The organism is Cupriavidus sp. 10L43_2 (assembly GCF_056395265.1).
Genome location: NZ_JBFTJE010000021.1, coordinates 66,576 through 88,476 on the forward strand (window position 1 = coordinate 66,576; position 21,901 = coordinate 88,476).

Annotated in this window: 18 protein-coding genes; 11 read left to right on the top strand and 7 right to left on the bottom strand. The window is 67.1% G+C overall.

Annotation, left to right across the window (positions count from 1 at the left end):
- Positions 1 to 3: 3 nt before the first annotated feature.
- Both AC1DEL_RS24065 and ffh read right to left on the bottom strand, forming a co-directional pair.
- On the bottom strand, positions 4 to 546 hold the full coding sequence (locus AC1DEL_RS24065) for a hypoxanthine-guanine phosphoribosyltransferase (protein ID WP_092298972.1): 543 nt from the start codon (positions 544 to 546) through the stop codon (positions 4 to 6).
- A gap of 38 nt (positions 547 to 584) precedes the next feature.
- Entirely contained in the window at positions 585 to 1,988 is a 1,404-nt protein-coding gene (ffh, locus tag AC1DEL_RS24070; protein ID WP_092298641.1) for a signal recognition particle protein, read from the bottom strand.
- Positions 1,989 to 2,103: 115 nt separating this feature from the next.
- Here ffh and AC1DEL_RS24075 point away from each other — a divergent pair, with 115 nt between their 5' ends.
- The 8 genes from AC1DEL_RS24075 to AC1DEL_RS24110 all read left to right on the top strand — a co-directional run bounded on the left by AC1DEL_RS24075 (position 2,104) and on the right by AC1DEL_RS24110 (position 13,622).
- Entirely contained in the window at positions 2,104 to 3,057 is a 954-nt protein-coding gene (locus AC1DEL_RS24075) for a cytochrome C assembly family protein (RefSeq protein WP_092298643.1), read from the top strand.
- Positions 3,058 to 3,087: 30 nt separating this feature from the next.
- Entirely contained in the window at positions 3,088 to 3,378 is a 291-nt protein-coding gene (locus tag AC1DEL_RS24080) for a PP0621 family protein (protein ID WP_092298645.1), read from the top strand.
- A complete protein-coding gene (locus tag AC1DEL_RS24085) occupies positions 3,375 to 5,411 on the top strand; it encodes a sensor histidine kinase (RefSeq protein ID WP_092298647.1) in 2,037 nt (678 codons plus the stop codon). Before AC1DEL_RS24080 ends, AC1DEL_RS24085 begins: the two co-directional genes overlap by 4 nt.
- A gap of 32 nt (positions 5,412 to 5,443) precedes the next feature.
- Positions 5,444 to 7,084, top strand: a complete 1,641-nt coding sequence (locus tag AC1DEL_RS24090) for a sigma-54-dependent transcriptional regulator (protein ID WP_477126286.1) — start codon at positions 5,444 to 5,446, stop codon at positions 7,082 to 7,084.
- Positions 7,077 to 7,673: a 1,6-anhydro-N-acetylmuramyl-L-alanine amidase AmpD gene (gene ampD, locus AC1DEL_RS24095; protein ID WP_441592224.1), complete on the top strand. Its 597-nt coding sequence runs from the start codon at positions 7,077 to 7,079 to the stop codon at positions 7,671 to 7,673. Before AC1DEL_RS24090 ends, ampD begins: the two co-directional genes overlap by 8 nt.
- A gap of 519 nt (positions 7,674 to 8,192) precedes the next feature.
- Positions 8,193 to 11,129 carry a ribonucleoside-diphosphate reductase subunit alpha gene (locus AC1DEL_RS24100; RefSeq protein ID WP_092298652.1) on the top strand — a complete coding sequence of 979 codons (2,937 nt, stop codon included), beginning with the start codon at positions 8,193 to 8,195 and terminating at the stop codon, positions 11,127 to 11,129.
- Between the two features lie 140 nt (positions 11,130 to 11,269).
- The gene (locus AC1DEL_RS24105) at positions 11,270 to 12,454 is read left to right on the top strand and encodes a ribonucleotide-diphosphate reductase subunit beta (protein ID WP_092298654.1); all 1,185 of its coding nucleotides are present in this window, start codon (positions 11,270 to 11,272) and stop codon (positions 12,452 to 12,454) included.
- 193 nt (positions 12,455 to 12,647) lie between these two features.
- The gene (locus AC1DEL_RS24110; RefSeq protein WP_477126285.1) at positions 12,648 to 13,622 is read left to right on the top strand and encodes a quinone oxidoreductase family protein; all 975 of its coding nucleotides are present in this window, start codon (positions 12,648 to 12,650) and stop codon (positions 13,620 to 13,622) included.
- A gap of 53 nt (positions 13,623 to 13,675) precedes the next feature.
- Here the strand turns inward: AC1DEL_RS24110 and AC1DEL_RS24115 are convergent, their stop codons facing one another.
- Both AC1DEL_RS24115 and AC1DEL_RS24120 read right to left on the bottom strand, forming a co-directional pair.
- Entirely contained in the window at positions 13,676 to 14,617 is a 942-nt protein-coding gene (locus AC1DEL_RS24115; protein ID WP_441592228.1) for a recombination-associated protein RdgC, read from the bottom strand.
- A gap of 232 nt (positions 14,618 to 14,849) precedes the next feature.
- Positions 14,850 to 15,449, bottom strand: a complete 600-nt coding sequence (locus AC1DEL_RS24120) for a BPSL1445 family SYLF domain-containing lipoprotein (RefSeq protein WP_092298659.1) — start codon at positions 15,447 to 15,449, stop codon at positions 14,850 to 14,852.
- 185 nt (positions 15,450 to 15,634) lie between these two features.
- On the opposite strand from AC1DEL_RS24120, the gene AC1DEL_RS24125 reads away from it, so the two are divergent.
- Positions 15,635 to 16,072, top strand: a complete 438-nt coding sequence (locus AC1DEL_RS24125; RefSeq protein WP_255370931.1) for a hypothetical protein — start codon at positions 15,635 to 15,637, stop codon at positions 16,070 to 16,072.
- A gap of 39 nt (positions 16,073 to 16,111) precedes the next feature.
- Here the strand turns inward: AC1DEL_RS24125 and AC1DEL_RS24130 are convergent, their stop codons facing one another.
- Together AC1DEL_RS24130 and AC1DEL_RS24135 are read right to left on the bottom strand one after the other, a co-directional pair.
- Positions 16,112 to 16,945, bottom strand: a complete 834-nt coding sequence (locus tag AC1DEL_RS24130; protein WP_454757347.1) for an aldo/keto reductase — start codon at positions 16,943 to 16,945, stop codon at positions 16,112 to 16,114.
- A gap of 103 nt (positions 16,946 to 17,048) precedes the next feature.
- Positions 17,049 to 17,447, bottom strand: coding sequence for a tautomerase family protein (locus AC1DEL_RS24135; protein WP_092298663.1), 399 nt, complete (start codon positions 17,445 to 17,447; stop codon positions 17,049 to 17,051).
- 169 nt (positions 17,448 to 17,616) lie between these two features.
- Here AC1DEL_RS24135 and AC1DEL_RS24140 point away from each other — a divergent pair, with 169 nt between their 5' ends.
- A complete protein-coding gene (locus AC1DEL_RS24140) occupies positions 17,617 to 18,507 on the top strand; it encodes a LysR family transcriptional regulator (RefSeq protein ID WP_477159199.1) in 891 nt (296 codons plus the stop codon).
- Positions 18,508 to 18,658: 151 nt separating this feature from the next.
- Positions 18,659 to 20,779, top strand: coding sequence for a TonB-dependent receptor (locus AC1DEL_RS24145; RefSeq protein ID WP_477126284.1), 2,121 nt, complete (start codon positions 18,659 to 18,661; stop codon positions 20,777 to 20,779).
- A 94-nt stretch (positions 20,780 to 20,873) separates the two neighbouring features.
- On the opposite strand, the gene AC1DEL_RS24150 is transcribed toward AC1DEL_RS24145, so the two are convergent.
- Complete coding sequence (locus AC1DEL_RS24150) at positions 20,874 to 21,848, bottom strand: Bug family tripartite tricarboxylate transporter substrate binding protein (RefSeq protein WP_477126283.1); 975 nt, start codon at positions 21,846 to 21,848, stop codon at positions 20,874 to 20,876.
- Positions 21,849 to 21,901: the final 53 nt, after the last annotated feature.

A 21,901-nucleotide genomic window follows, 5' to 3' on the forward strand; every position in this document is an offset into this window, starting at 1 on the left:
GAGTCAGACCAGCGCGCGGATGGCGCCGAGGTTGCGCCAGTAGCCCTTCACATCCATGCCGCAGCCGAAGACGTAGCGGTCTGGCACCTTGAAGCCGCAGAAGTCCGGGTGCATCGGCTTGGCCTTGAGCAGGGTCTTCTCGCACAGCACGGCGGCGTGGAATTCCTTGGCGCCCATGTCGAGAATGCGCTCGCGGATGGCCGCCATGGTCTCGCCTTCGTCGAGGATGTCGTCCAACACCAGCACCACCCGGTCCTTGACCGACTCGCGCGGCGCCACGCGCCATTGCATCTCGCCGCCCACCGTCTTGTTGTTGTAGCGCGACAGGTGGATGTAGTCGAATTCCAGCGGAAACTGCAGCTTCGGCAGCAGCATGCCGGTGAAGACCACCGCGCCGCCCATCACCGACAGCACGAGCGGGAAGGCATCGCCCATGCGCGCGGTGATGTCATCGGCCATGCGGTCCAGCGAATCCTGCACTTCCGCGGCGCTAACGATTTCCTCGGAGCTGGCCCAGAGTTCGCGGGCCTGGTCTGCGGTCATCATCATGTCTCTGTCCTTATATCTGTGGGTCTGGGCGATGCTTAGCGGTTGAACAGGCCCTTCATGCCGCCCTTCATCCCGCCCATCTGGCGCATCATCTTCATCATGCCGCCGCCCTTGAGCTTCTTCATCATGCCCTGCATCTGCTCGAACTGGTTCAGCAGGCGGTTCACTTCCTGCACCGGCACGCCGGCGCCGGCCGCGATGCGGCGCTTGCGGCTGGCCTTGATCAGCTCCGGCTTGGCGCGCTCGGCGGCGGTCATGCTGTTGATGATGCCCTCCATGCGGCGCACCGACTTCTCGGCCTGATCCATATTGGCGCCCTGCGCCTGCTGGGCGAACTGGGCCGGCAGCTTGTCCACCAGGCTGCCGATGCCGCCCATCTTCTTCATCTGGCCGATCTGCGCCTTGAAGTCCTCGAGATCGAACCCGCCGGTCTTCTTGATCTTCTTGGCGAGCTTCTCGGCGGCGTCCATGTCCACGCCGCGCTGGGCTTCCTCCACCAGTGCGAGGATGTCGCCCATGCCCAGAATGCGCTGGGCCATGCGGTCGGGGTAGAACGGCTCCAGGCCGTCGAGCTTCTCGCCCACCCCCACGAACTTGATCGGACGGCCCGTAATGTGACGTACAGACAACGCGGCACCGCCGCGTGCGTCGCCATCGAGCTTGGTCAGGACCACGCCGGTCAGCGGCAGCGCGTCGTTGAACGCCTTGGCGGTGTTCACGGCATCCTGGCCGAGCATGGCGTCGACCACGAACAGCGTTTCCACCGGTTTCAGCTCGGCGTGCAGCGCGGCGATTTCCGCCATCATCGCCTCGTCGATACCGAGCCGGCCGGCCGTATCGACGATCAGCACGTCGTGGTAGTGCTTGCGGGCCCAGTCCAGCGCCGCGCGGGCGATGTCCACGGGCTTCTGGTCCGGCTCGGACGGGAAGAAGTCGGCGCCAACCTGCTCGGACACCGTGCGCAGCTGGGCGATGGCGGCGGGGCGATACACGTCGCACGACACCGTCAGCACCTTCTTCTTCTTGTTCTCCTTAAGCCACTTGGCGAGCTTGCCGGAGGTGGTGGTCTTGCCCGCGCCCTGCAGGCCGGCCATCAGGATGATCGCTGGCGGCTGGACGTTCAGGTTCAGTTCGCCCGATTTCTGCTCGCCCGGCTTGGGGTCGACGGCTTCGTCGCCGCCGATGACCGCGGTCAGCTCGCGCTGGACCACGCCGACGAGGGCCTGGCCCGGGGTGAGGCTGCTGACGACTTCCTCGCCGAGCGCCTTTTCCTTGACGCGGGCGACGAACTCGCGCACCACGGGTAGCGCCACGTCGGCTTCGAGCATGGCAAGGCGCACTTCGCGCAGCATCTCGGCGGTGTTGGCCTCGGTCAGTCGGGCCTCGCCGCGCATGGTCTTGACGACCCGCGCCAGGCGTTGTGTGAGGTTATCCAGCATGGCAGTGGGGAGAGGTTCGGCTCGTGATTCGGCGTGGATGGGGCGCGCGCGTGGCGTTGTCGTGAGGCATCACGGACAAGGGCACGAGGGACAGGCCCTAGGGTAAACTGCGCAAATGGCCATTGTACTGTATGCCTTGACGGCACTTCTCTATTGCGGCCTGGCCTTTCACGGCTGGGCAACGCGCAACCCCCGGCTGGCGGCCGCTGGCGGGGGAGCTGTCGGTCATCCGGGCCATCCGGGCCCCGGCGGGCGCCCTGGCGCCGCCACGGCCGTGTTGATGGCGCCGCCCGGCGATGGCCGCGCGGACGGCCAGCCCGCATGGTGGCACGCCGTGGTGCTCGGCGCGCTGGTCAGCCACGGCATGCTGCTGCACGAAACCATCTTCCCGGCAGACCGCATGATGTTCGGCTTCGCCTTCGCGCTCTCCGCCATGCTGTGGCTGGGCGTGGGCATCTACTGGATCGAAAGCTTCTTCTTCTCGCTGGCCGGGCTCGGCCTGATCGTCTTTCCGGTGGCGATGCTGGCCGGCCTGATGCCGCTGGCCTTCCCGGGCGCGCAGATCCTCGGCTACGCCGCGCGGCCGCTGTTCAAGCTCCATTTCGTCATCGCCAACGTGGCCTATGGGCTGTTCACGCTGGCGGCGTTCCACGCCTTCCTGATGCTGCTGGCCGAGCGCCGGCTCCATGGCTTCAACCGGCCGACCAGCGCCGAAGCATCGTCCGGGCAATGGCTGGGCCGTTGGCTGGACCTGCTGCCGCCGCTGCTGACGCTGGAAAAGCTGCTGTTCCGGCTGATCGCGGCGGGCTTCGTGCTGCTGACGCTGACCATCCTGTCCGGCTTCCTGTTCTCCGAGCAGCTGTTCGCCCGGGCCTTCCGCGTGGACCACAAGACCGTGTTCGCGATCCTGTCCTGGGCGATGTTCGGCGGCATCCTGGTCGGCCGGCATTTCCGGGGCTGGCGCGGGCGCACCGCCCTGCGCTGGGTCATCGCCTCGTTCGGCATCCTGCTGCTGGCCTACGTGGGCAGCCGCTTCGTGATCGAAGTGGTGCTGCACCGCCTCTCCTGATCTAGTGATCTCCTGATCGTCATCGCCCCCATGGCAAGAATCTTCCTCCTGCTGGCCGTTGTGCTGGCGATCATCTGGTGGCTGCGCCAGCGCGCGGCCGCCCGCGACGCGCACGAGCAGCCGACCGCCCGCCCTGGCCCGGCGCAGCGCAAGACCGAAGGCGCGGCATCGTCCGAGCCGATGGTCCAGTGCGCCCAGTGCGGCGTGCACCTGCCGCGTGGCGAGGCCATCGGCTGGAACGGCCTGCACTACTGCCGGCGCAGTCATCTGCCCGATGGCTCGGAGATGTCCGGCCATGGCGACACCGACGCGCGCCCATGACCTCGCGCCGCTCGGCCTGGTCCCGCCTCAACGGCTGGCGCGTGCTGGTCGAGCTGTGGCGCCAACCCGAGCCGCCTGAATTCCACTGGCGCCTGCTGCGCTATTTCTGCTGGACCCGCGCGGCCGTGGCGCTGCTGCTGGTGGGCTACGTGTGGCTGCCGCTGGAACGCGCCGCGCCGGATCCTGGCGTGGCCGCCGGTGCCGCGGCCACCCTCGCCGCCAATCCGCGCATGGCCGCCGCGCTGCCGGTGGTGCTCCCCTACCTCTGCATCGCCATGGTCACGCTGGTGGGCACGCTGTGGCGCCGCCATTTCCATGTGCGCGTGCGCGTACAGGTGATGGTCGACCTGGCGCTGCTGGCCGGGATCTTCGCGGTGGTGGGCCGGCTGGGCAGCCACGCCGAAGGTCTCGCCATGATCTTCCTGCTGCCGGCGCTCGAGGCCGGGGCGTTGACCAGCCTGATGTTCGCGCTGTTCACGGCGGCGGTGTCGGCGCTGGTGGTAATGGGCCAGCCCTTCGTGCAGACGCTGCTGGTGCGCCAGGCCGATGCCAACCTGCTCGGTTCCGGCCTGTTCGGCCTGGTGTTCATGATCGCCGCGCTGGTGATGTACATGCTCGCCAACCGGCAGATCGCCCAGGAGCAGATTGCGCTGGCGCGCGAGCAGGAACTGCGCCTGCAGCAACTGGTGAACCGGCTCATGGTCAACGACATGCAGGACGGCGTGATGCTGGTGCGCGCCAACGGCGTGGTGGTGGCCGCCAACCCCGCGGCCGTGGTGCTGCTGGGCGTGCAGCCGCACGAGCGGATCCGGGAAGGGCAGGTGCGCGCCGGCGAGCGCGACAAGGTGCTGTTCGACCTGCGCCGCATCCCGCGCCTGCAGCCGCTGATGGAAATGCTGCGCGACTGGATCCAGACCAATGACGATGTGCCGCGCATCCTGCAGCTACTGCCGCTGCCGTCGCGCCCGTCGGCGCTGGGTGGGCCGATGCTGCATACCCGCCTGCGGCTGCGCTTCGTGCTGCCGGGGCTGGCCGGGCTGCGCTCCACGCTGGGCGGGGCGCTGACCGCGCCGAGCGCGCTCGATACCGTCGGCTGGAACGACATGTCGCCCGAAGGCGCGGCCCGGCTGCGTCTGGCCATCGCCCAGAACGAGGCCATGGCCTGGAGCCCCGAGGACGAGACGCTGCTGCGCAGCGAGATGCGCGACACGGTGCTGGTCCACATCGAAAGCTGGGAACGGATTGCCGAGCAGGTGCAGCAGGAGAAACTTGCCGGCATGGGCCGACTGGTGGCCAGCGTGGCGCACCAGATCCGCAACCCGCTCGCGGCCATCAGCCAGGCCAACGAGCTGCTGGCCGATTCCGGGGCGGGCGAGGGCAATATCGACGCCCGGCTGCTGCGCATCATCAGCGACAACGTGCGCCGGCTCGATCAGGTGGTGTCCGATGTGCTGCAACTCTCGCGCCGCCCCCGCACCGGCCACAGCGCGGTGGAGCTGGGCCAGGCGCTGCCCGAGATCGTGGAACGCTGGCGGCTGGAGATGCGCTCGCGCGGCGGCCCGCGCGCCGATATCAACGCCAATGCCATCCGCCTCGCCGTGGACCTGCAACGCCCGGTGATCTTCGATGCCGCGCAACTGCAGCAGGTGCTCGGCAACCTGCTCGATAACGCCTGGCGCTATTGCAGCCGGCTGCCGGGCGCCATCCGTCTGCTGGCCCATGCGCTGGATCAGCACCATGCCGAACTGATCGTCTGGAACGATGGCGCCGAGGTCACGCGCGAGCAGCAGCGCAGCCTGTTCGAGCCGTTCTTCACCAGCAACGCCCAGGGCACCGGGCTGGGCCTGTTCATGGCGCGCGAGCTGTGCGGCGCCAATGACGCCCAGGTGCGCTACGGCACCATCGCGCTGGAACCGTTGCTGGATCGCACAGGGCTGCTCGGGCCCGGCGCTCGCGATACACTGCCGGCCAAGGCGTTCGTGCTGACGATGCGGATCGAGACGCCCGACGTTGTAACGGCCGCCCAGGCCTGATCCGCCGCCCCCCGCAACCCAACCCCCACGCCATGTCCGCCAGACCGCCCGTTCCCGATCCGATTCTCGTCATCGACGATGAGGCCGACCTGCGCGAGCTGCTGGACATCTCGCTGCGCCGCATGGGGCACGACGTGGTGATGGCCGGCTCGCTGGCCGAGGCGCGGCTGCGACTGGCGGAGCGCCGCTACAGCCTGGTGCTGACCGATATGCGGCTCGGCGACGGGCTGGGCATCGACATCGTGCGGCAACTGTCGGCCTCGCCCGAGCGCACGCCGGTGGCCGTGATCACCGCCTACGGCAGCGCCGACAATGCCGTCGATGCCCTCAAGGCCGGGGCGTTCGACTATATCGCCAAGCCGGTGTCGCTCGACCAGCTACGCACCCTGATCCTGAACGCGCTGGGCCGCCAGCAGCGTGGCGCGGCGGAGGGCGGCGCGCGCAGCGCCGAGGCTGCCGAGACCGCTGAAGCCGCCGACCGCGCCGCCGGCCTGCTGCCGGGGCTGTCCCCGGCCATGCAGGACGTGCGCCGCTCGCTGTCGCGGCTGGCGCGCAGCATGGCGCCGGTGGTGATCAGTGGCGAATCGGGCAGCGGCAAGGAGCGCGCGGCGCGCGCCATCCACGCCGTGAGCGCGCGCGCCGCGCATCCGTTCGTGGCCGTGAACTGCGGGGCGATTCCCGAGACGCTGATGGAGTCGGAATTCTTCGGCTACGTGAAGGGCGCGTTCACGGGCGCCGACGCCGAGCGCGGCGGCTTCTTCCACGCCGCGCACGGCGGCACGCTGCTGCTGGACGAGGTGGCGGACCTGCCGCTGACCATGCAGGTAAAGCTGCTGCGCGCGTTGCAGGAGCGACGCGTGCGCAAGATCGGCGCCAGTCGGGAAGACACCGTGGACGTGCGCGTGATGTGCGCGAGCCACAAGGATCTGGCCGCGATGGTCGCCGCCGGATCGTTCCGCCAGGACTTGTACTACCGCCTGAACGTGCTGGAGCTGCGCATGCCGACGCTGCGCGAGCGGGGCGAGGACATTCCGGTGCTGGCGCAGGTCATCCTCGAACACCTGGCCGTGCGCTACGGCGATGCGCGCCCGCGCCGGCTGTCCGGCCCGGCGCTGGCGCGGCTGGCGGCGTACCGCTTCCCCGGCAACGTGCGGGAACTCGAAAACCTGCTGGAACGCGCTTACGCCTTCGCCGAATCGGACGAGATCGCGGTGGCGGACCTCGGGCCGCTCGAAGCCGGCGTGGATCGCGCCAGCCTGCTGCAAGGCGCGCCCGTGCCGGTGCCGGAGACCGCGCCGACCGGTTATGAGACCTGGGGCAGCCCGGCCTGGTCGGCGGCCAGCCTGACGGCGCCGGAGGCGGGGGGTGCCGTGGCCGAGGCGCCGCCGCCCCAGCCATCCATCGATCCGATGGTCGATGCGTTGCGCGACGTCACGTTCCCCATCGACCTGCCGGCCCGGCTCGAGGCCCTTGAGCGCGAATTGATCCTGCGCGCGCTGCGCCAGACCGGCTTTAATCGCACCACGGCCGCGCCGCTGCTGGGTTTGAATTTCCGCCAGCTGCGCTACCGCATCCAGCAACTCGAGATCCGCGACGAACGCGAAGGGCGCGATGGCCGGGAAGGGCGCGACGACAGCGAATCGATGGCGGAAGGCGAGGGCCGCGATGGCTGACGTGGCCGCAGACTGGCTGCCAGACGCCGACGGCTGGGTGCCGGCCGCGCGCCGCGTGCCATCGCCCAACTTCGACACCCGCCCCGAGGGCATGCCCGTCGACGTGGTGGTGCTGCACAACATCAGCCTGCCGCCGGGCCAGTTCGGCACGGGCGACATCGAGGCGTTCTTCCAGAACCGGCTCGACACCGCCCGCCACCCGTTCTTCGAAACGATCCGCGACGTCCGCGTCTCCGCCCACTTCCTGATCACCCGCGAGGGCGAGTTGGTGCAGTTTGTGGCGTGTACGCAACGTGCCTGGCATGCGGGCCAGTCAGCCTACTGCGGCCGCCAGCGCTGCAACGACTTCTCCATCGGCATCGAGATCGAAGGCGCCGACGACCAGCCCTTTACCCTGGGCCAATACGACACCGCCGCCCGCATCGTCGCCGCCCTGCGCACGACCTACCCGATCACCGGCATCGCCGGCCACAGCGACATCGCCCCCGGCCGCAAAACCGACCCCGGCCCGCACTTCGACTGGGACCGATTCGCCAGACTGGCCGATGTGACGCCAGCGCTGCTGCCTTATCGACGGGGTGGTTCCTGACCCGCCGCCCCCTTGTGCACGATGCCTCATATTCAGGCATTCGCCCGCGTGACAGCGATGTGAAATCCCCACACTTGGGCCGCCTATCGGCGACTCGCCACGATTAAAAAATTTTAGAAAATTTGTGCGGTGGCGCACGGGCCGCCGCCATCCCTTGGCGTAGCGCGGCTTGCGGGAATGTGGCGCCGCCGCACACCCCGTCCCCAGACCGGCATCTGACTTGTCAAGACTGGTCTTTCCGATTCGTTTCACTATACTTAGCCCAGTTTTTCGCAGTGACCACTATATCTAGTGGTACTACCGGGGAACCGGCCGAGGTGTGAAGCCTGCGCCGCAATGGATTGCGACGCAGGCGCCACAGTAGTGACGCGGCCGGCGGTATCGCAAGAGTCCCTAGCAGAATGAACGCCTGTGCAGTTTGGTTCTCGCCCCGGCAAGGCCGGTGTCGAGTGTCTTCTGAAGCGCATTTTGCTAGGGACTTTGTCACTTCATTACAAGGGTTAAAACAGGAGTTACCTCATGCAAACGGCCCAGAACGAACAACAAAACACGGGATCGGCGGGCGTTGTCGGCGCCGCCGGAACGTCGCAGCAGACCCCCGCCGCTGCCGGCGCCAACTATCAGGACTACAAGCTCATCCGCCGCAATGGGGCCGTGGTGGCGTTCGAGCCGAACAAGATTGCCGTCGCCGTGACCAAGGCCTTCCTGGCCGTGAACGGCGGCCAGGGCGCTGCCTCCGCGCGCGTGCGCGAGATCGTGGAACAGGTCACCCAGAACGTGGTGCGCGCGCTGCTGCGCAGCCGGCCGAACGGCGGCACCTTCCATATCGAGGACGTGCAGGACCACGTGGAACTGGCGCTGATGCGCTCGGGCGAGCATGAAGTGGCCCGTGCCTACGTGCTGTATCGCGAGAAGCGCACCCAGGAGCGCGCGCAGGCCAATGCGCAGACCGTGGCGCGTGTGCAACAGGGCGTGGCCTTCAACGTGAACGACAACGGCGTGAGCCGCGTGCTGGATCTGGCCGCGCTGCACGAGTTGATCGACACCGCCTGCAGCGGCCTGGGCAACGGCGTGAGCGCCGAGCCGATCCTCAAGGAAACGCTCAAGAACCTGTACGACGGCGTGCCGCTGAGCCAGGTGTACGACTCCGCCATCCTGGCCGCGCGTACCCTGATCGAGAAGGACCCGGACTACAGCCAGGTCACCGCCCGCATCCTGCTGCACACGATCCGCAAGGAAATCCTCGGCGGCGAAGTGACGCAGGCCGAGATGGGCTCGCGCTACGCCGAGTACTTCCCGAAGTTCATCGCCCGCGGCATTCAGGCCGAACTGCTGGACGAAAAGCTGGCCACGTATGACCTGGCCCGCCTGGGCGCGGCGCTGGACGCCTCGCGCGACTTCCAGTTCAACTACCTCGGCCTGCAGACGCTGTACGACCGCTACTTCCTGCACGTGGAAGAGCAGCGCATCGAAATGCCGCAGGCCTTCTTCATGCGCGTGGCCATGGGCCTGGCGCTGGAAGAGCGCGACCGCGAAGCCCGCGCCATCGAGTTCTACCAGCTGCTGTCGTCGTTCGACTTCATGTCGTCCACGCCCACGCTGTTCAACTCGGGCACGCGCCGCTCGCAGCTCTCGTCGTGCTACCTGACCACGGTGTCGGACGACCTGGAAGGCATCTACGAAGCCCTCAAGGAAAACGCGCTGCTGTCGAAGTTCGCCGGCGGCCTGGGCAACGACTGGACCAACGTGCGCGCGCTGGGCTCCCACATCAAGGGCACCAACGGCAAGAGCCAGGGCGTGGTGCCGTTCCTGAAGGTGGTGAACGACACGGCCGTGGCCGTGAACCAGGGCGGCAAGCGCAAGGGCGCCGTCTGCGCCTACCTGGAGACGTGGCACCTGGACATCGARGAATTCCTCGAGCTGCGCAAGAACACCGGCGACGACCGCCGCCGCACCCACGACATGAACACGGCCAACTGGATTCCGGACCTGTTCATGAAGCGCGTGATGGAAAACGCCGAATGGACGCTGTTCTCGCCCGCCACCTGCCCGGACCTGCATGACAAGGTCGGCAAGGCGTTCGAGCAGGCCTACGTCGCCTATGAAGCCAAGGCTGCCAGCGGCGAACTGAAGCTGTTCAAGAAGGTGCCGGCCATCCAGCTCTGGCGCAAGATGCTGGGCATGCTGTTCGAGACCGGCCATCCGTGGATCACGTTCAAGGATCCGTGCAACATCCGTAGCCCGCAGCAGCACGTGGGCGTGGTGCACAGCTCCAACCTGTGCACGGAAATCACGCTGAACACGAACGAGAGCGAAATCGCCGTGTGCAACCTGGGTTCGGTGAACCTGGTGGCCCACCTGAAGCAGGAGGCCGACGGCACCCACGTGCTCGACCACGCCAAGCTCCAGAAGACCATCCGCACCGCGATGCGCATGCTCGACAACGTSATCGACATCAACTACTACGCGGTGGACAAGGCGCGCAATTCGAACCTGCGCCACCGCCCGGTGGGCATGGGCATCATGGGCTTCCAGGACTGCCTGCACGTGCTGCGCACGCCGTACTCCAGCGACGCCGCCGTGAAGTTCGCCGATACGTCGATGGAAGCGGTCTGCTACTACGCCTACGAGGCATCGAACGAGCTGGCGCAGGAACGTGGCCGCTACAGCACCTACGAGGGTTCGCTGTGGGACCGTGGCATCCTGCCGCAGGACTCGCTCAAGCTGCTGGCCGACGAGCGCGGCGGCTACCTGGAAGTGGACATGTCCTCGTCGATGGACTGGGACAGCCTGCGCGCCAGCATCAAGCAGCACGGCATGCGTAACTCGAACTGCATCGCGATCGCCCCGACCGCGACCATTTCGAACATCATCGGCGTGTCGGCCTGCATCGAGCCGACCTTCCAGAACCTGTACGTGAAGTCGAACCTCTCGGGCGAGTTCACGGTGGTCAACGACTACCTGGTGCGCGACCTCAAGGCACGCGGCCTGTGGGACGAAGTGATGGTGGCGGACCTGAAGTACTTCGATGGTTCGCTGGCCCGCATCGACCGCATTCCGCAAGACCTGCGCGACATCTACGCCACGGCCTTCGAGGTGGAGCCGAGCTGGCTGGTGGAGGCCGCGAGCCGCCGCCAGAAGTGGATCGACCAGGCCCAGTCGCTGAACATCTACATGGCTGGCGCGTCGGGCAAGAAGCTGGACGATACCTACAAGCAAGCCTGGCTGCGTGGCCTGAAGACCACGTACTACCTGCGCACGATGGCGGCCACGCACGTGGAGAAGTCCACGGTGTCGCGCGGCTCGCTGAACGCGGTGTCGTCGGGCAGCGACGGTGGCGTGTCGGCGTTGGAAGCCGCCGCCGCCTCGGCCCCGGCCATGCCGGAAGCCGAAGGCGCGGTCTGCACCATGCGCCCGGGCGACGCCGGCTTCGACGAGTGCGAAGCCTGCCAGTAAGCAAGACGTAACAAGCCCCCCAACGGTTTGCACCCCTCGCCCGCTTGCGGGAGAGGGGCCGGGGGAGAGGGCCGGCGCCCCCATGACGCGGGCGCCAGTGCTGGCCACCGCCAGCCATCTACGAATAACGGAGAAATAACATGCTGAGCTGGGACGACGACGTTCAAGCCAAGCCGCAGGCTGCCCCGCAGCCCGCGCTGCAACCTGCCACCCTGGCCGCCGCTGACGAGCAGGGCGCACTGCCGCCGGCCGCCACGCAGCCGGGCATCCTGGGCAACAACCCGAACGCCGCCGCCGTGCAGAGCGAGCGCCGCGTGAACGCCGCCGACAAGCGCGTGATCAACGGCTCCACCGACGTGAACCAGCTCGTGCCGTTCAAGTACAAGTGGGCGTGGGAGAAGTACCTGGCCGGCTGCGCCAACCACTGGATGCCGCAGGAAATCAACATGTCGCGCGACATCGCCCTGTGGAAGGACCCCAATGGTCTGACCGAGGACGAGCGCCGCGTCATCAAGCGCAACCTGGGCTTCTTCGTCACGGCCGACTCGCTGGCCGCGAACAACATCGTGCTGGGCACCTACCGCCAGATCACGGCGCCGGAATGCCGCCAGTACCTGCTGCGCCAGGCCTTCGAGGAGGCCATCCACACGCACGCCTACCAGTACATCGTGGAGTCGCTGGGCCTGAACGAGGCCGAGATCTTCAACGCGTACCACGAGGTGAAGTCGATCCGCGACAAGGACGAGTTCCTGATCCCGTTCATCGACACGCTGACCGATCCGTCGTTCAAGACCGGCACGCCCGAGAACGACCAGAAGCTGCTCAAGAGCCTGATCGTGTTCGCCTGCATCATGGAAGGCCTGTTCTTCTACGTGGGCTTCACGCAGATCCTGGCGATGGGCCGCCAGAACAAGATGACCGGTGCCGCCGAGCAGTACCAGTACATCCTGCGCGACGAGTCGCTGCACTGCAATTTCGGCATCGACCTGATCAACCAGATCAAGCTCGAGAACCCGCACCTGTGGACGGCCGACTTCAAGGCCGAGATCGCGGAGCTGTTCAAGCAGGCCGTGGACCTGGAATACAAGTACGCCGAAGACACCATGCCGCGTGGCGTGCTGGGCCTGAACGCGCCGATGTTCAAGTCCTACCTGCGCTTCATCTGCAACCGCCGCTGCCAGCAGATCGGCCTGGAGCAGCTGTTCCCGAACGAGGAAAACCCGTTCCCGTGGATGAGCGAGATGATCGACCTGAAGAAGGAGCGCAACTTCTTCGAGACGCGCGTGATCGAGTACCAGACCGGCGGGGCGCTGTCCTGGGATTGAAGTGATGGTGCGCTGACATCCCGGCGAGACAAACAGGCAGGCGACGCGATTGAGCGTCGCCTGTTTTGTTTTGTGGCCACCCGCCGCATTTTTCAGAATCGGCTCACATACCCGGGCCGGAATGCTCCCTACCATCGTCGACAGAGAGGTTCGCTTTCCCTGTCCGATGGACGTTCCAACTAGGAGTTTTCCGATGCAAGCCGTGGTTCTGCACCACCTGGGCGATATTCCGCGCTTCGAGTCCTTCCCCGACCCCGACACCACGTACTGCGAGCGGCTGGTGGGGGTGAGCGCCGCCGCCATCCATGCGATCGACCGGCAGGCCGCCGCCGGGATGCACGCCAGCAGCCCGCTCACGCTGCCGGTGGTGTGCGGGGTGGATGGCGTCGGTCATACGGCCGGCGGCGAGCGCGTCTATTTCAGCGCCACGCGGCGGCCGTTCGGCGCGATGGCCGAGTTCGCGCCGGCGGACTGGGTCGTGCCGCTGCCGGACGGCCTGCCGGGCGAGTTCGCGGCGGCGCTGGTGCGGCCGGCGCTGATGGCGTGGCTGCCGCTGGCGCACCGCGCCGAACTGGAGCCCGGCGAGACGGTGATGGTGCTTGGCGCCACCACGGCGGCCGGGCGCATGGCGGTTCAGGCGGCGCGGCTGCTCGGCGCCAGGCGGGTCATCGCCGCCGGGCACCGCCAGGAGGCGCTGGCCACCCTGGAGGTGGATGCGATGATCGACCTGCGCCTGTCACGCAACGCGCTCGAACACACGTTCTCGGCCTATGCGGAGGAGGGGATCGACGTGATCCTGGACTACATCTGGGGGGAGCCGGTGGAGCTGTTGGCGGCCGCGCTGGCCCGCTCGGACCACGTCGTGCCGTCTCCCGACGACCGCGGCGTGCGGCTGGTCTCGGTGGCCGAGCGGCCCGGGGGCGACATCGTGCTGCCCGCCCAGTCGCTGCGCGAGTCGCGGCTCCGGCTGATGGGCTACGGGCCGTCCAGCTACCCGCCGCTGGACTATGTGCAGGCGTACGTGGAGGACATCCTCATGTACGCGCTGGATGGCGACCTGCGCCTCGACGTGGAGACCCTGCCGATGGCCGAGGTGGCCGAGGCATGGGAGCGGGCGGGGCGGCAGGACCGGCGCATCGTGCTCACGCTGGACGAGCGCGAGGCATGAGGGCCAGCGCCGCCGCCCGGGGCGGGCGGGGGCCTTCCGGTCCTTCCGGGCCGTCAGGCGGCCTTGCGGACCTCGGGCTGGCTGGCGGCGCTGCCGTCGGCCTTGCGCTCGCCGCCGAGCGCGTCGGTCAGGTCGCGCAGCAGGCCGGCCAGTTCGCCCGCCATCAGCGCGAAATCGGCGTCGAAGCGCTCGGCTTCGTCATGCAGCGTGCCGTCGGCCTGTTCCTTGATCACGTCCAGCGGCGCCACGCGCTTGACCGCCAGGTTCTCGGTCAGCACGAAGGACACGCGGTCGTTCCAGGTCATGGCCAGCCGCGTGCAGCGCTTGCCGGCGGCGATATGGCGGCGCAGGTCCTCGGGGTCGAGCGGATGGCGCACGTAACGCACCGTGGCCTTGGATTCGGCGCTCGATTGCAGCTCGATTTCCTGGTCGACGGTGAACCCGGCGGGCGCGGTGTCAGTGGACAGCCATTCGGTCATGGCCGCCACCGGCGACTGGTTCACGTGCAGGCCCGCCACCGGCAGCGGATCGATGGCTTTGAACAGCATGCCGCGCACTTCATCGGCCTTGGCCGTGGCGGCGGCGTCGATGGCCAGCCAGCCGTTCACGGGATCGATCCAGACGCGGGTGTCGCGGCGGATGCTGAAGGCGCGCGGCAGCAGTTCCTCGGTGATCTGTTCCTTCAGTTCCTTGATCTGCTTGCGGCCCGGCTTGAAGCCCTGCTGCTCTTCCAGCTCGGTGGCGCGCGCCTTGGTCACCTGATTGACCACGGTGGCCGGCAGCAGCTTCTTTTCGGTACGGAGCACCAGCAGCATCTGCTTGTTGACGCAGTGCACAAGCTGGCCGTTGTCGCGCGGAGATGCCCAGCCCTGGGTTTGCGGTTCCAGGCTGGTGCCGGGGAAGAAGGCGTGTTTCGCCAGGCTGGCCTCTACGTCTTCGGCGCTGAGGGTCCACGGGGCGGTGAAGCGATGAATCTGGAGATTCTTAAACCACATGAGTATTCGGCCACGAGAACGGAAAGGGTCGAATTCTATCTGGTTGAGCGGGCGGTGCCGAGAAATGGCGGGAAATGGGGCGGGAAATGGGGCGGGAAATGGGGCGGGAAATGGGGCGGCAAGAAAAAGGCGCGCACGGCGCGGAGGTCACGCTCTCCGCGTCAGTGCGCGCCATGCCGCCGGGCCAAGCCGGCGGTGCCGGTGCGGATCGCAATGCGAATGCAAAGCGATCTCAAATATCGAGCTTCGAGATCTTGGTGCCTTCGAGGCTCAGGCCGGCCATCAGACCCGCGTTGGTCATGGCGAAGCCGACAATCGGATGCTGGGCCGTATTGGTGTCCAGCTGCCCGTTGGCGCCGATGGTGGCCAGTGCCACGGTGGCGTCGGCGCCGACCTGCCATCCATTGCTGCGCACGAACTTGTCGTACGAATCCTGCGTCAGGAACATCAGCACGAACGCCTTGGATTGCGCGCCGATCTGCCAGCCGATGGACCCCGAGATGGCGCGGTAGTAGCCGCGATTGGCGCCGCCGGAGCGCAGCACCCCATCGCCATACTCGCCGCCCACCACGAAGCCTGCCGACAGCAGTTTCGGGAAAACCAGGATGCCGCGTGCCTTGTTGCCAAGGTCCTGCGACCCCTTGACCGTGGAATACAGCCGATTCAGCGTGTCCGTGGCGCCGGCGTCAATCTCGCGCCGTTTGGCGGTCTTGTCGCCCGAATCGCCCGGGCCCGTGGTAGTACAGCCGGCGAGCGAAAGCGCGCCAAGGGACAGACCGGAAACCGTGACAAGACCGGCACCGCCAGCGGACAGGAAGGTTCGACGTTTCATTATTTCCTCCAGGAGGGTGGTGTGTTGCAACCGCCTCTAAAGCATAGGCGTCAAGCGCACATTGTTAAATGCGATTTTGTCTGACACTGGGCAGGAGAGACTCTGACACGCGGGCTGACATACTTTCTTGCAAATGCGCCAGCGCACTTTAGGAACCGCCCGCCCGTGCGGACGGTCTGTCGACCATGAAAAAGACATTCGCCCCCCTCTCTCCCTTGATTTCCTTCGGCGCGATCGTGCCCGTGGTGCTGCTGGCGGCGTGCGCGTCCCCGGCCTCCGTGGAGACCCCGAGCCAGAAGCAAGAAGTCGCCACGCTGAACTCAGGCTGGCAGGCCGAGCGCGCCAAGTACATGGAATGCGTGCAGGACAAGGCCGACGACGGCGCGAAGGGCAAGGGCACCTCGAAGGATGTGGCCGCCGGCGCCCTCGACGCCTGCAAGGCGCAGCTCGGCGTGATGCACGACGCCTTCCAGTCCTATCTCTCGGCCCAGATGAGTTCGGCGCACGGCCAGACCAGCGCCCGGCAGGCGGCTGACCGCGTGACCACCGACACCCGCGAGAAGGCGCGCACCTACCTGACGCGCTACGTGGAGGTGGAGCGCTACAAGTCCGGCCAGCGCTGATCGCCGGGTCGGACGCTCCCATCCCCTATATATATATAGTCAGAGCATCGCCAGCGGCTCGGCCCGGCGTGGCGGCGGAAACAGCTTGTCGAGTTCGGCAAGCTGTTCTGCTCTCAGGGGGTGCTCCAGCGCGCCGAGGTTCTCGCGCAGGCGGTCGCGGCTGCCGGTCTTGGGAATGGCGATGATGTCGTCCGAGGCCAGCAGCCAGGCCAGCGCCGCCTGGGCCGGCGTCATGCCGTGCGCCTTGGCAAAGCGCTGGAGCCCTGCATGGCGCAGCAGCCGGGCCTGCTCGATCGGGGAATAGGCCATGACCGGCACGCCGCGTGCACGCTGCCATGGCAACAAATCGAATTCGATGCCGCGCCGGCTCAGGTTGTAGAGCAGCTGGTTCGCCGCCACCTCGTCGCCGCCCGGCACCTCCCACAGCTCTTCCATATCGGACAGGTCCAGGTTGCTGACGCCGAAATGTCGGATCTTGCCGGCCTCGCGCAGCGCCAGGAACGCCGCCATGGTCTCCTCGAGCGGCACGCCGCCGCGCCAGTGCAGCAGGTAGAGGTCGAGCCGGTCGGTACCCAGCCGGCGCAGGCTGCGCTCGCACGCGGCCACCACGCCCTCGTGGCTGGCGTTGTGCGGGTAGACCTTGCTGACGAGGAACACCTCGTCGCGCCGGCCCGCGATGGCCTCGCCGATCAGCGATTCGGACAACCCCTCGCCATACATTTCAGCGGTGTCGATCAGCCGCAGCCCGAGGTCCAGCCCGAGCCGCAGCGTGGCGATTTCCTCGGCCCGCGTGTTGCGGTGATCGCCGATATTCCAGGTACCCATGCCCAGCGCGGGCACGCGCTCGCCGCCGGGCAGCGTGACGGTCTTCATCGATTGGCTCCGGTGTCATGAGGCGGCGTGCCGGCCACGCCGCGCTCCATCACACTAGTTAACATTGCCGGCCGGCACAAGGTGGCCGGCGCGGCGGAGCCACTCAACCGTGCTGGTGCCGGTATTCCTGGCTCAGTCCGCCATAGCCGTAGGCGGCCGCGCGGGCGTCGATGACGTGGATATACGACACCTTGTTCACATCGCCAATCACCTCGGAGAGCGCGGCGAACGTCTCCTTCAGGTACAGCGCCTTCTCGGCCTTGGTGTTGGTTTCGTCGGTCACGCTGATGTCGAGCTGGAAGGCGTTGCGGCCGTCGCTGCGGTCGGACAGCGCCTTGCCGCCGATGATCCATTGCTCGCGCGGCAGGTAGCCCACCGTGACGGCGATGACGTTCTCTTCCTTGCGCAGGATGCGCTGGGTCAGCTCGGCCACGGTGGCTGCGGCGCGGCGGGTCAGTTCGGCGTCGGGCTGGCCGGAGATCTGGAGGTTGATGTGGGGCATGGCTGGCTCCTTGTTCTGGATGGTGCGAACCGGAAATCGGTGTCGTGGAAACTATCGTAGTGGTCGCCGTTACATCGGAAAAGCAGGAATATGCGATACCATCCATCGGTAGCACCGAATCGTAAAAATGCGAGATAGTGGGGTGTGACCAGGGACGGGAGCAGGCGCCATGCGGGGATTCGAGACCGATCAGTTGAAGACTTTCGTGACGGTGRCCGACAGCGGCAGCCTGTCTGCGGCGGCGCCGCGCCTGTTCCTGTCGCAGTCGTCGGTCAGCGAGCAGTTGCGCAAGCTGGAGGAGCGCGCCGGCGTGCCGCTGCTCACGCGCGGCAAGAAGGGCGCGGCGGTCACGCCGGCCGGTGCGCGGCTGTTGGAATACGCGCGCCGCATCCTCTCGCTGAACGACATGGCGATGCAGGAACTGCGCGGCCGCACGCTCGACGGCGAACTGCGGCTTGCCGTGACCGATTACTTCCGGCCGGGCGAGATTGCCGGCATGCTGCGCCGTCTGCGAGACCGCTATCCGTATCTGAAACTGCACGTCACGGTGATGAAGAGCGCCGCGATCGAGGCCGCCGCTGACTTGGACACCTTCGACATCGGCCTCAGCATGCGGCTGATCCGCGCAACGCGCGCCGAACGGTCAGAGCGCGGCGATCGTGCCGGCACGCTGCTGCGGCGTGAAGGGCTGGCCTGGGTGGCCGCGCCGGAGATCGCGGAGTCGCCGCAGCCCACGCTGCCGCTGGTACTACTGCCCGACACCTGCTCGATGCACCAGTTCGTGGTGCAACTGCTCATGCGCCGGAAGCGCGCGTTCGACATCGCCCACTCGGCGTCCGGCGTGGCAGGGCTGCACCTGGCGCTGGCGGCGGGGCTTGGCGTGTCCTGCCTCAATGCGTCGGCCATCGGGCCGGGCGTGACGCCGCTCGATACCGCCGCCGTCTCGCGCTGGCGCCTGCCGGCACTGCCCGATGCCGAGTTCTACCTGCTGCCCGCCCGGCGCGGCGAGAGCGAATTCATCGGCGAAGCGCGCCTCGCGCTGAGCGAGCAGCTCGGCTGACGGCTGTTATCGTTCGACGTAAATGCGCCGCAAGCGGCGCAAATATGTCTGACTTTGCATATTCTTCGCGTGATGCGTTGACCTCGCGTCCCCCAGCAAATGATAATGCGTCGCATTTTCGTAAAAATATTACAACGCATTACAGGGAAATATGAGTCAAAAGCCACATGCGGTGCGGACTGCCGTCCTCGCACTGTTCGCTGCCCACGCCTTGCCTGCCGGCATCGCCCACGCACAGTCGGAAACCCCCGCGCCCGCGCCGCAGGAGCTGCCTGCGGTCACCGTCAAGGCGGACGTCAGCCGGGAGCTTGGCGCCGGCTACAACCCGCCCAACGCGGTCAGCGCCACGCGTACCGAGGCGCCGCTGCGCGACATTCCGCAGACCGTCAACGTGGTCACCAGCGAGGTCATGCAGGACCAGCATGCCAACTCGATGCAGGACGTCCTCAAGAACGTGCCGGGCGTGAGCTTTTCCACCGGCGACGGCCAGCGTGACCAAGTGTCGATCCGTGGCTTCTCGGCCATCGCCGACCAGTTCGTGGACGGCATCCGTGACGACGCGCTGTACTTCCGCGACCTCTCCAACGTCGACCGCGTGGAAGTCATCAAGGGCCCGGCCGCCGTGCTGTATGGCCGGGGCTCGTCCGGCGGCCTGATCAACCGCGTGACCAAGAAGCCGGGCATCGACGTGGCCGACTTCAGCTTCAGCTACGGCTCGTGGGCCGACAAGCGGGCCGAAGTCGACGTCGGCAAGGTGTTCGGCAACGGCGCCGCGGCGTTCCGCCTGACCGGCGCGCTGGAGGATGCCGACAGCTACCGCTCGCAGCAATTCCTGCGCCGCTCGGCGATCGCGCCGTCGCTGGAGCTGCGCCTCGCGCCCCAGACCACGGTGTTGCTGCAGGCCGATTACCTCGAGGACAAGCGCGTTACCGACTTCGGCATTCCGGCGTACCGGGGCCGTCCGGTGAACGTGCGGCCCTCCACCTACTACGGCGCGGCCAACGCGCGCGATGTGGATACCTCGGAGTCGCGCGTGTACTCGGGCACGGCCACGATCAACCATCGCTTCAATGAGAACTGGTCGATCCGCAACGCCACGCGCTACTACCATTACTCGCTCGACCGTAACAACACGCTGTCCGGCACGGTCAACGAGGTGGCCCAGACCGTGTCGTTCAATCGTTCCAATGTGTATCGCGAAGAACACGGCTGGTTCAACCAGACCGACCTGACGCAGAAGTCCACACTCTTCGGGATGCAGCACGAACTGCTCTACGGGGTGGAAGTCGGCCAGCAGAACAAGGACCTGGTCAACTACTCGCGCAACAACGTGGCCACGGTGAACCTGTTCAACCCGGTGCTGCCCGTGCTGCCGCTGCTGGTGGGCGGCACGCCATCGGCCAACAACCTCGGCATCTTCAAGACGCTCGGCCTGTACACGCAGGACATGATGACGCTGACCGAGCACTGGAAGGCGCTGGTGGGCGTGCGCTACGACCGCTTCGAGCAGGAGACCATCGAGCGCCGGCCGGGCCAGCCCAACCTGGCGCGCACCGACAACAACTGGAGCCCGCGCGCGGGGCTGGTGTGGCAGCCGTCGAAGGTGCAGTCCTACTACCTGTCGTGGAGCAAGTCGTTCCAGCCGTCGGGCGAGAACTTCTCGTTGGCCGCCAACAACGCCGAACTGGCACCGGAGACCACCAACAATACCGAGTTGGGCGCCAAGTACGACTTCCTGGACGGCAAGGCCAGCACCACGGTGTCGGTGTTCCGGCTCGAGCGCAGCAATATCAAGGTGGCGAATGCCACCGGCACGGCCCTGATGCCGATTGGCGAGCAGCGCACCGACGGCGTGGAGCTGAGCGGCGCCGCCGAGCTGGGGCAGGGCTGGAAGGTGCTGGCCGGCTATGCCTACCTGGATGCCACGGTGACGAAGTCGACCGCCGCGCTGGAAGGCAAGCGCGCCACGCTGACGCCGCGCCACTCGGGCAACCTATGGCTGACCAAGTCGCTCGGACATGGCTTTGGCGTGGGTGGCGGCCTGAACCTCGTCGGCGCGCGCATGGCCGATCCGGCCAACACGGTCACGCTGCCCGGCTATGTCACGGCCGACATGATGGCCTGGTACCGCCGGGGCCCGTTCGAGGCCCAGCTCAATGTCTACAACCTCTTCAACCAGGGCTACATCGTCTCCGCGCACGGTTCGAGTCCGAACCTGAACATGCCCGGCGCGCCGCGTAGCGTGGTGGCCACGCTGCGGTACCGGATGTAAGCGGTGCCGGCCTCGCTGGCATAGCAGAAAAACGAAAACGGCCCGTCGATGCGGGCCGTTATCTCGTCACAGCGTCGTCACAGCGTTGTAATCGTTACTCGGCGGTCATGTGCGCGTTCTTCGCCAGGCGACCGAGCCGCTCGCGCTCGGCATGGATGAACGCGACGAAGCTCTCCACCGAGCCGCCCGCCGGCTCGATGCCGTTTGGCAGCAGCCGCTCGCGGATCTCCGGCGTCTGCATGCCGGCGGTCAGCTCCGCATTCAGCCGCTTGATGATCGCCGGATCCGTGCCCTTCGGCGCGAAGATGCCGGCCCAATGGCCGATCCGCACCTCGGGCAGGCCCTGCTCGGCCGTGGTGGGGATGTTGGGTGCGGCAGCCATGCGCTTGTCCCAGGTTGCGCCCAGCGCCTTGAGCTTGCCGGCCTTGATCTGTGGCAATACCACCACGCTGGCCTCCGAAGTCGCCGCCACCTGGCCGCCGATCACCGCCGTGATGCTCTCCGAGCCGCTCTTGTACGGCACCACGGTCAGCTGCGCGCCCTTCTCCTTGAGCATCTCCTCGACGAAGTGGGGCGTGCTGCCGCTGCCGGCGGTGGCGAACGGCGCGCCACCCTGCTTCTTCGAGTACTCGATCAGATCCTTGAGGTTGTTCACCGGCAGCGACGGCGACGCGACGATGACCGACGGGCTGACCGCGATCAGCCCAACCGGCACGAGGTCATCGGGCGCATACGGCATCTTCGTGCGAATCAGGCTGTTGGTGACCGTGCCCACGGCGCCCACCAGGAAGGTGTAGCCGTCCGGCTTGCTCTTGGCGACGTAGTCCGCGCCGACCACGCCGCCGGCGCCCGGCCGGTTCTCGATCACCACGGGCTGGCCGATCCGCTTGCTCACCGCCTCGGCCCCCGCGCGAGCGACGAGGTCGTTGGCGCCGCCTGCCGTGAACGGCACGACGAACTTGATCACGTGGTTGGGCCAGGCGTCGGCGGCATGGGCTGGGGCGGTGCAGCACAGCGCGGCGGTGGCGAGGGCGAGGGCCATCGCCCCGCCATGGATGGGGATACGCATGCTTGTCTCCGGTATCTGTTGTGGTGTGTACCGACGTCGATGGTACCGAATGC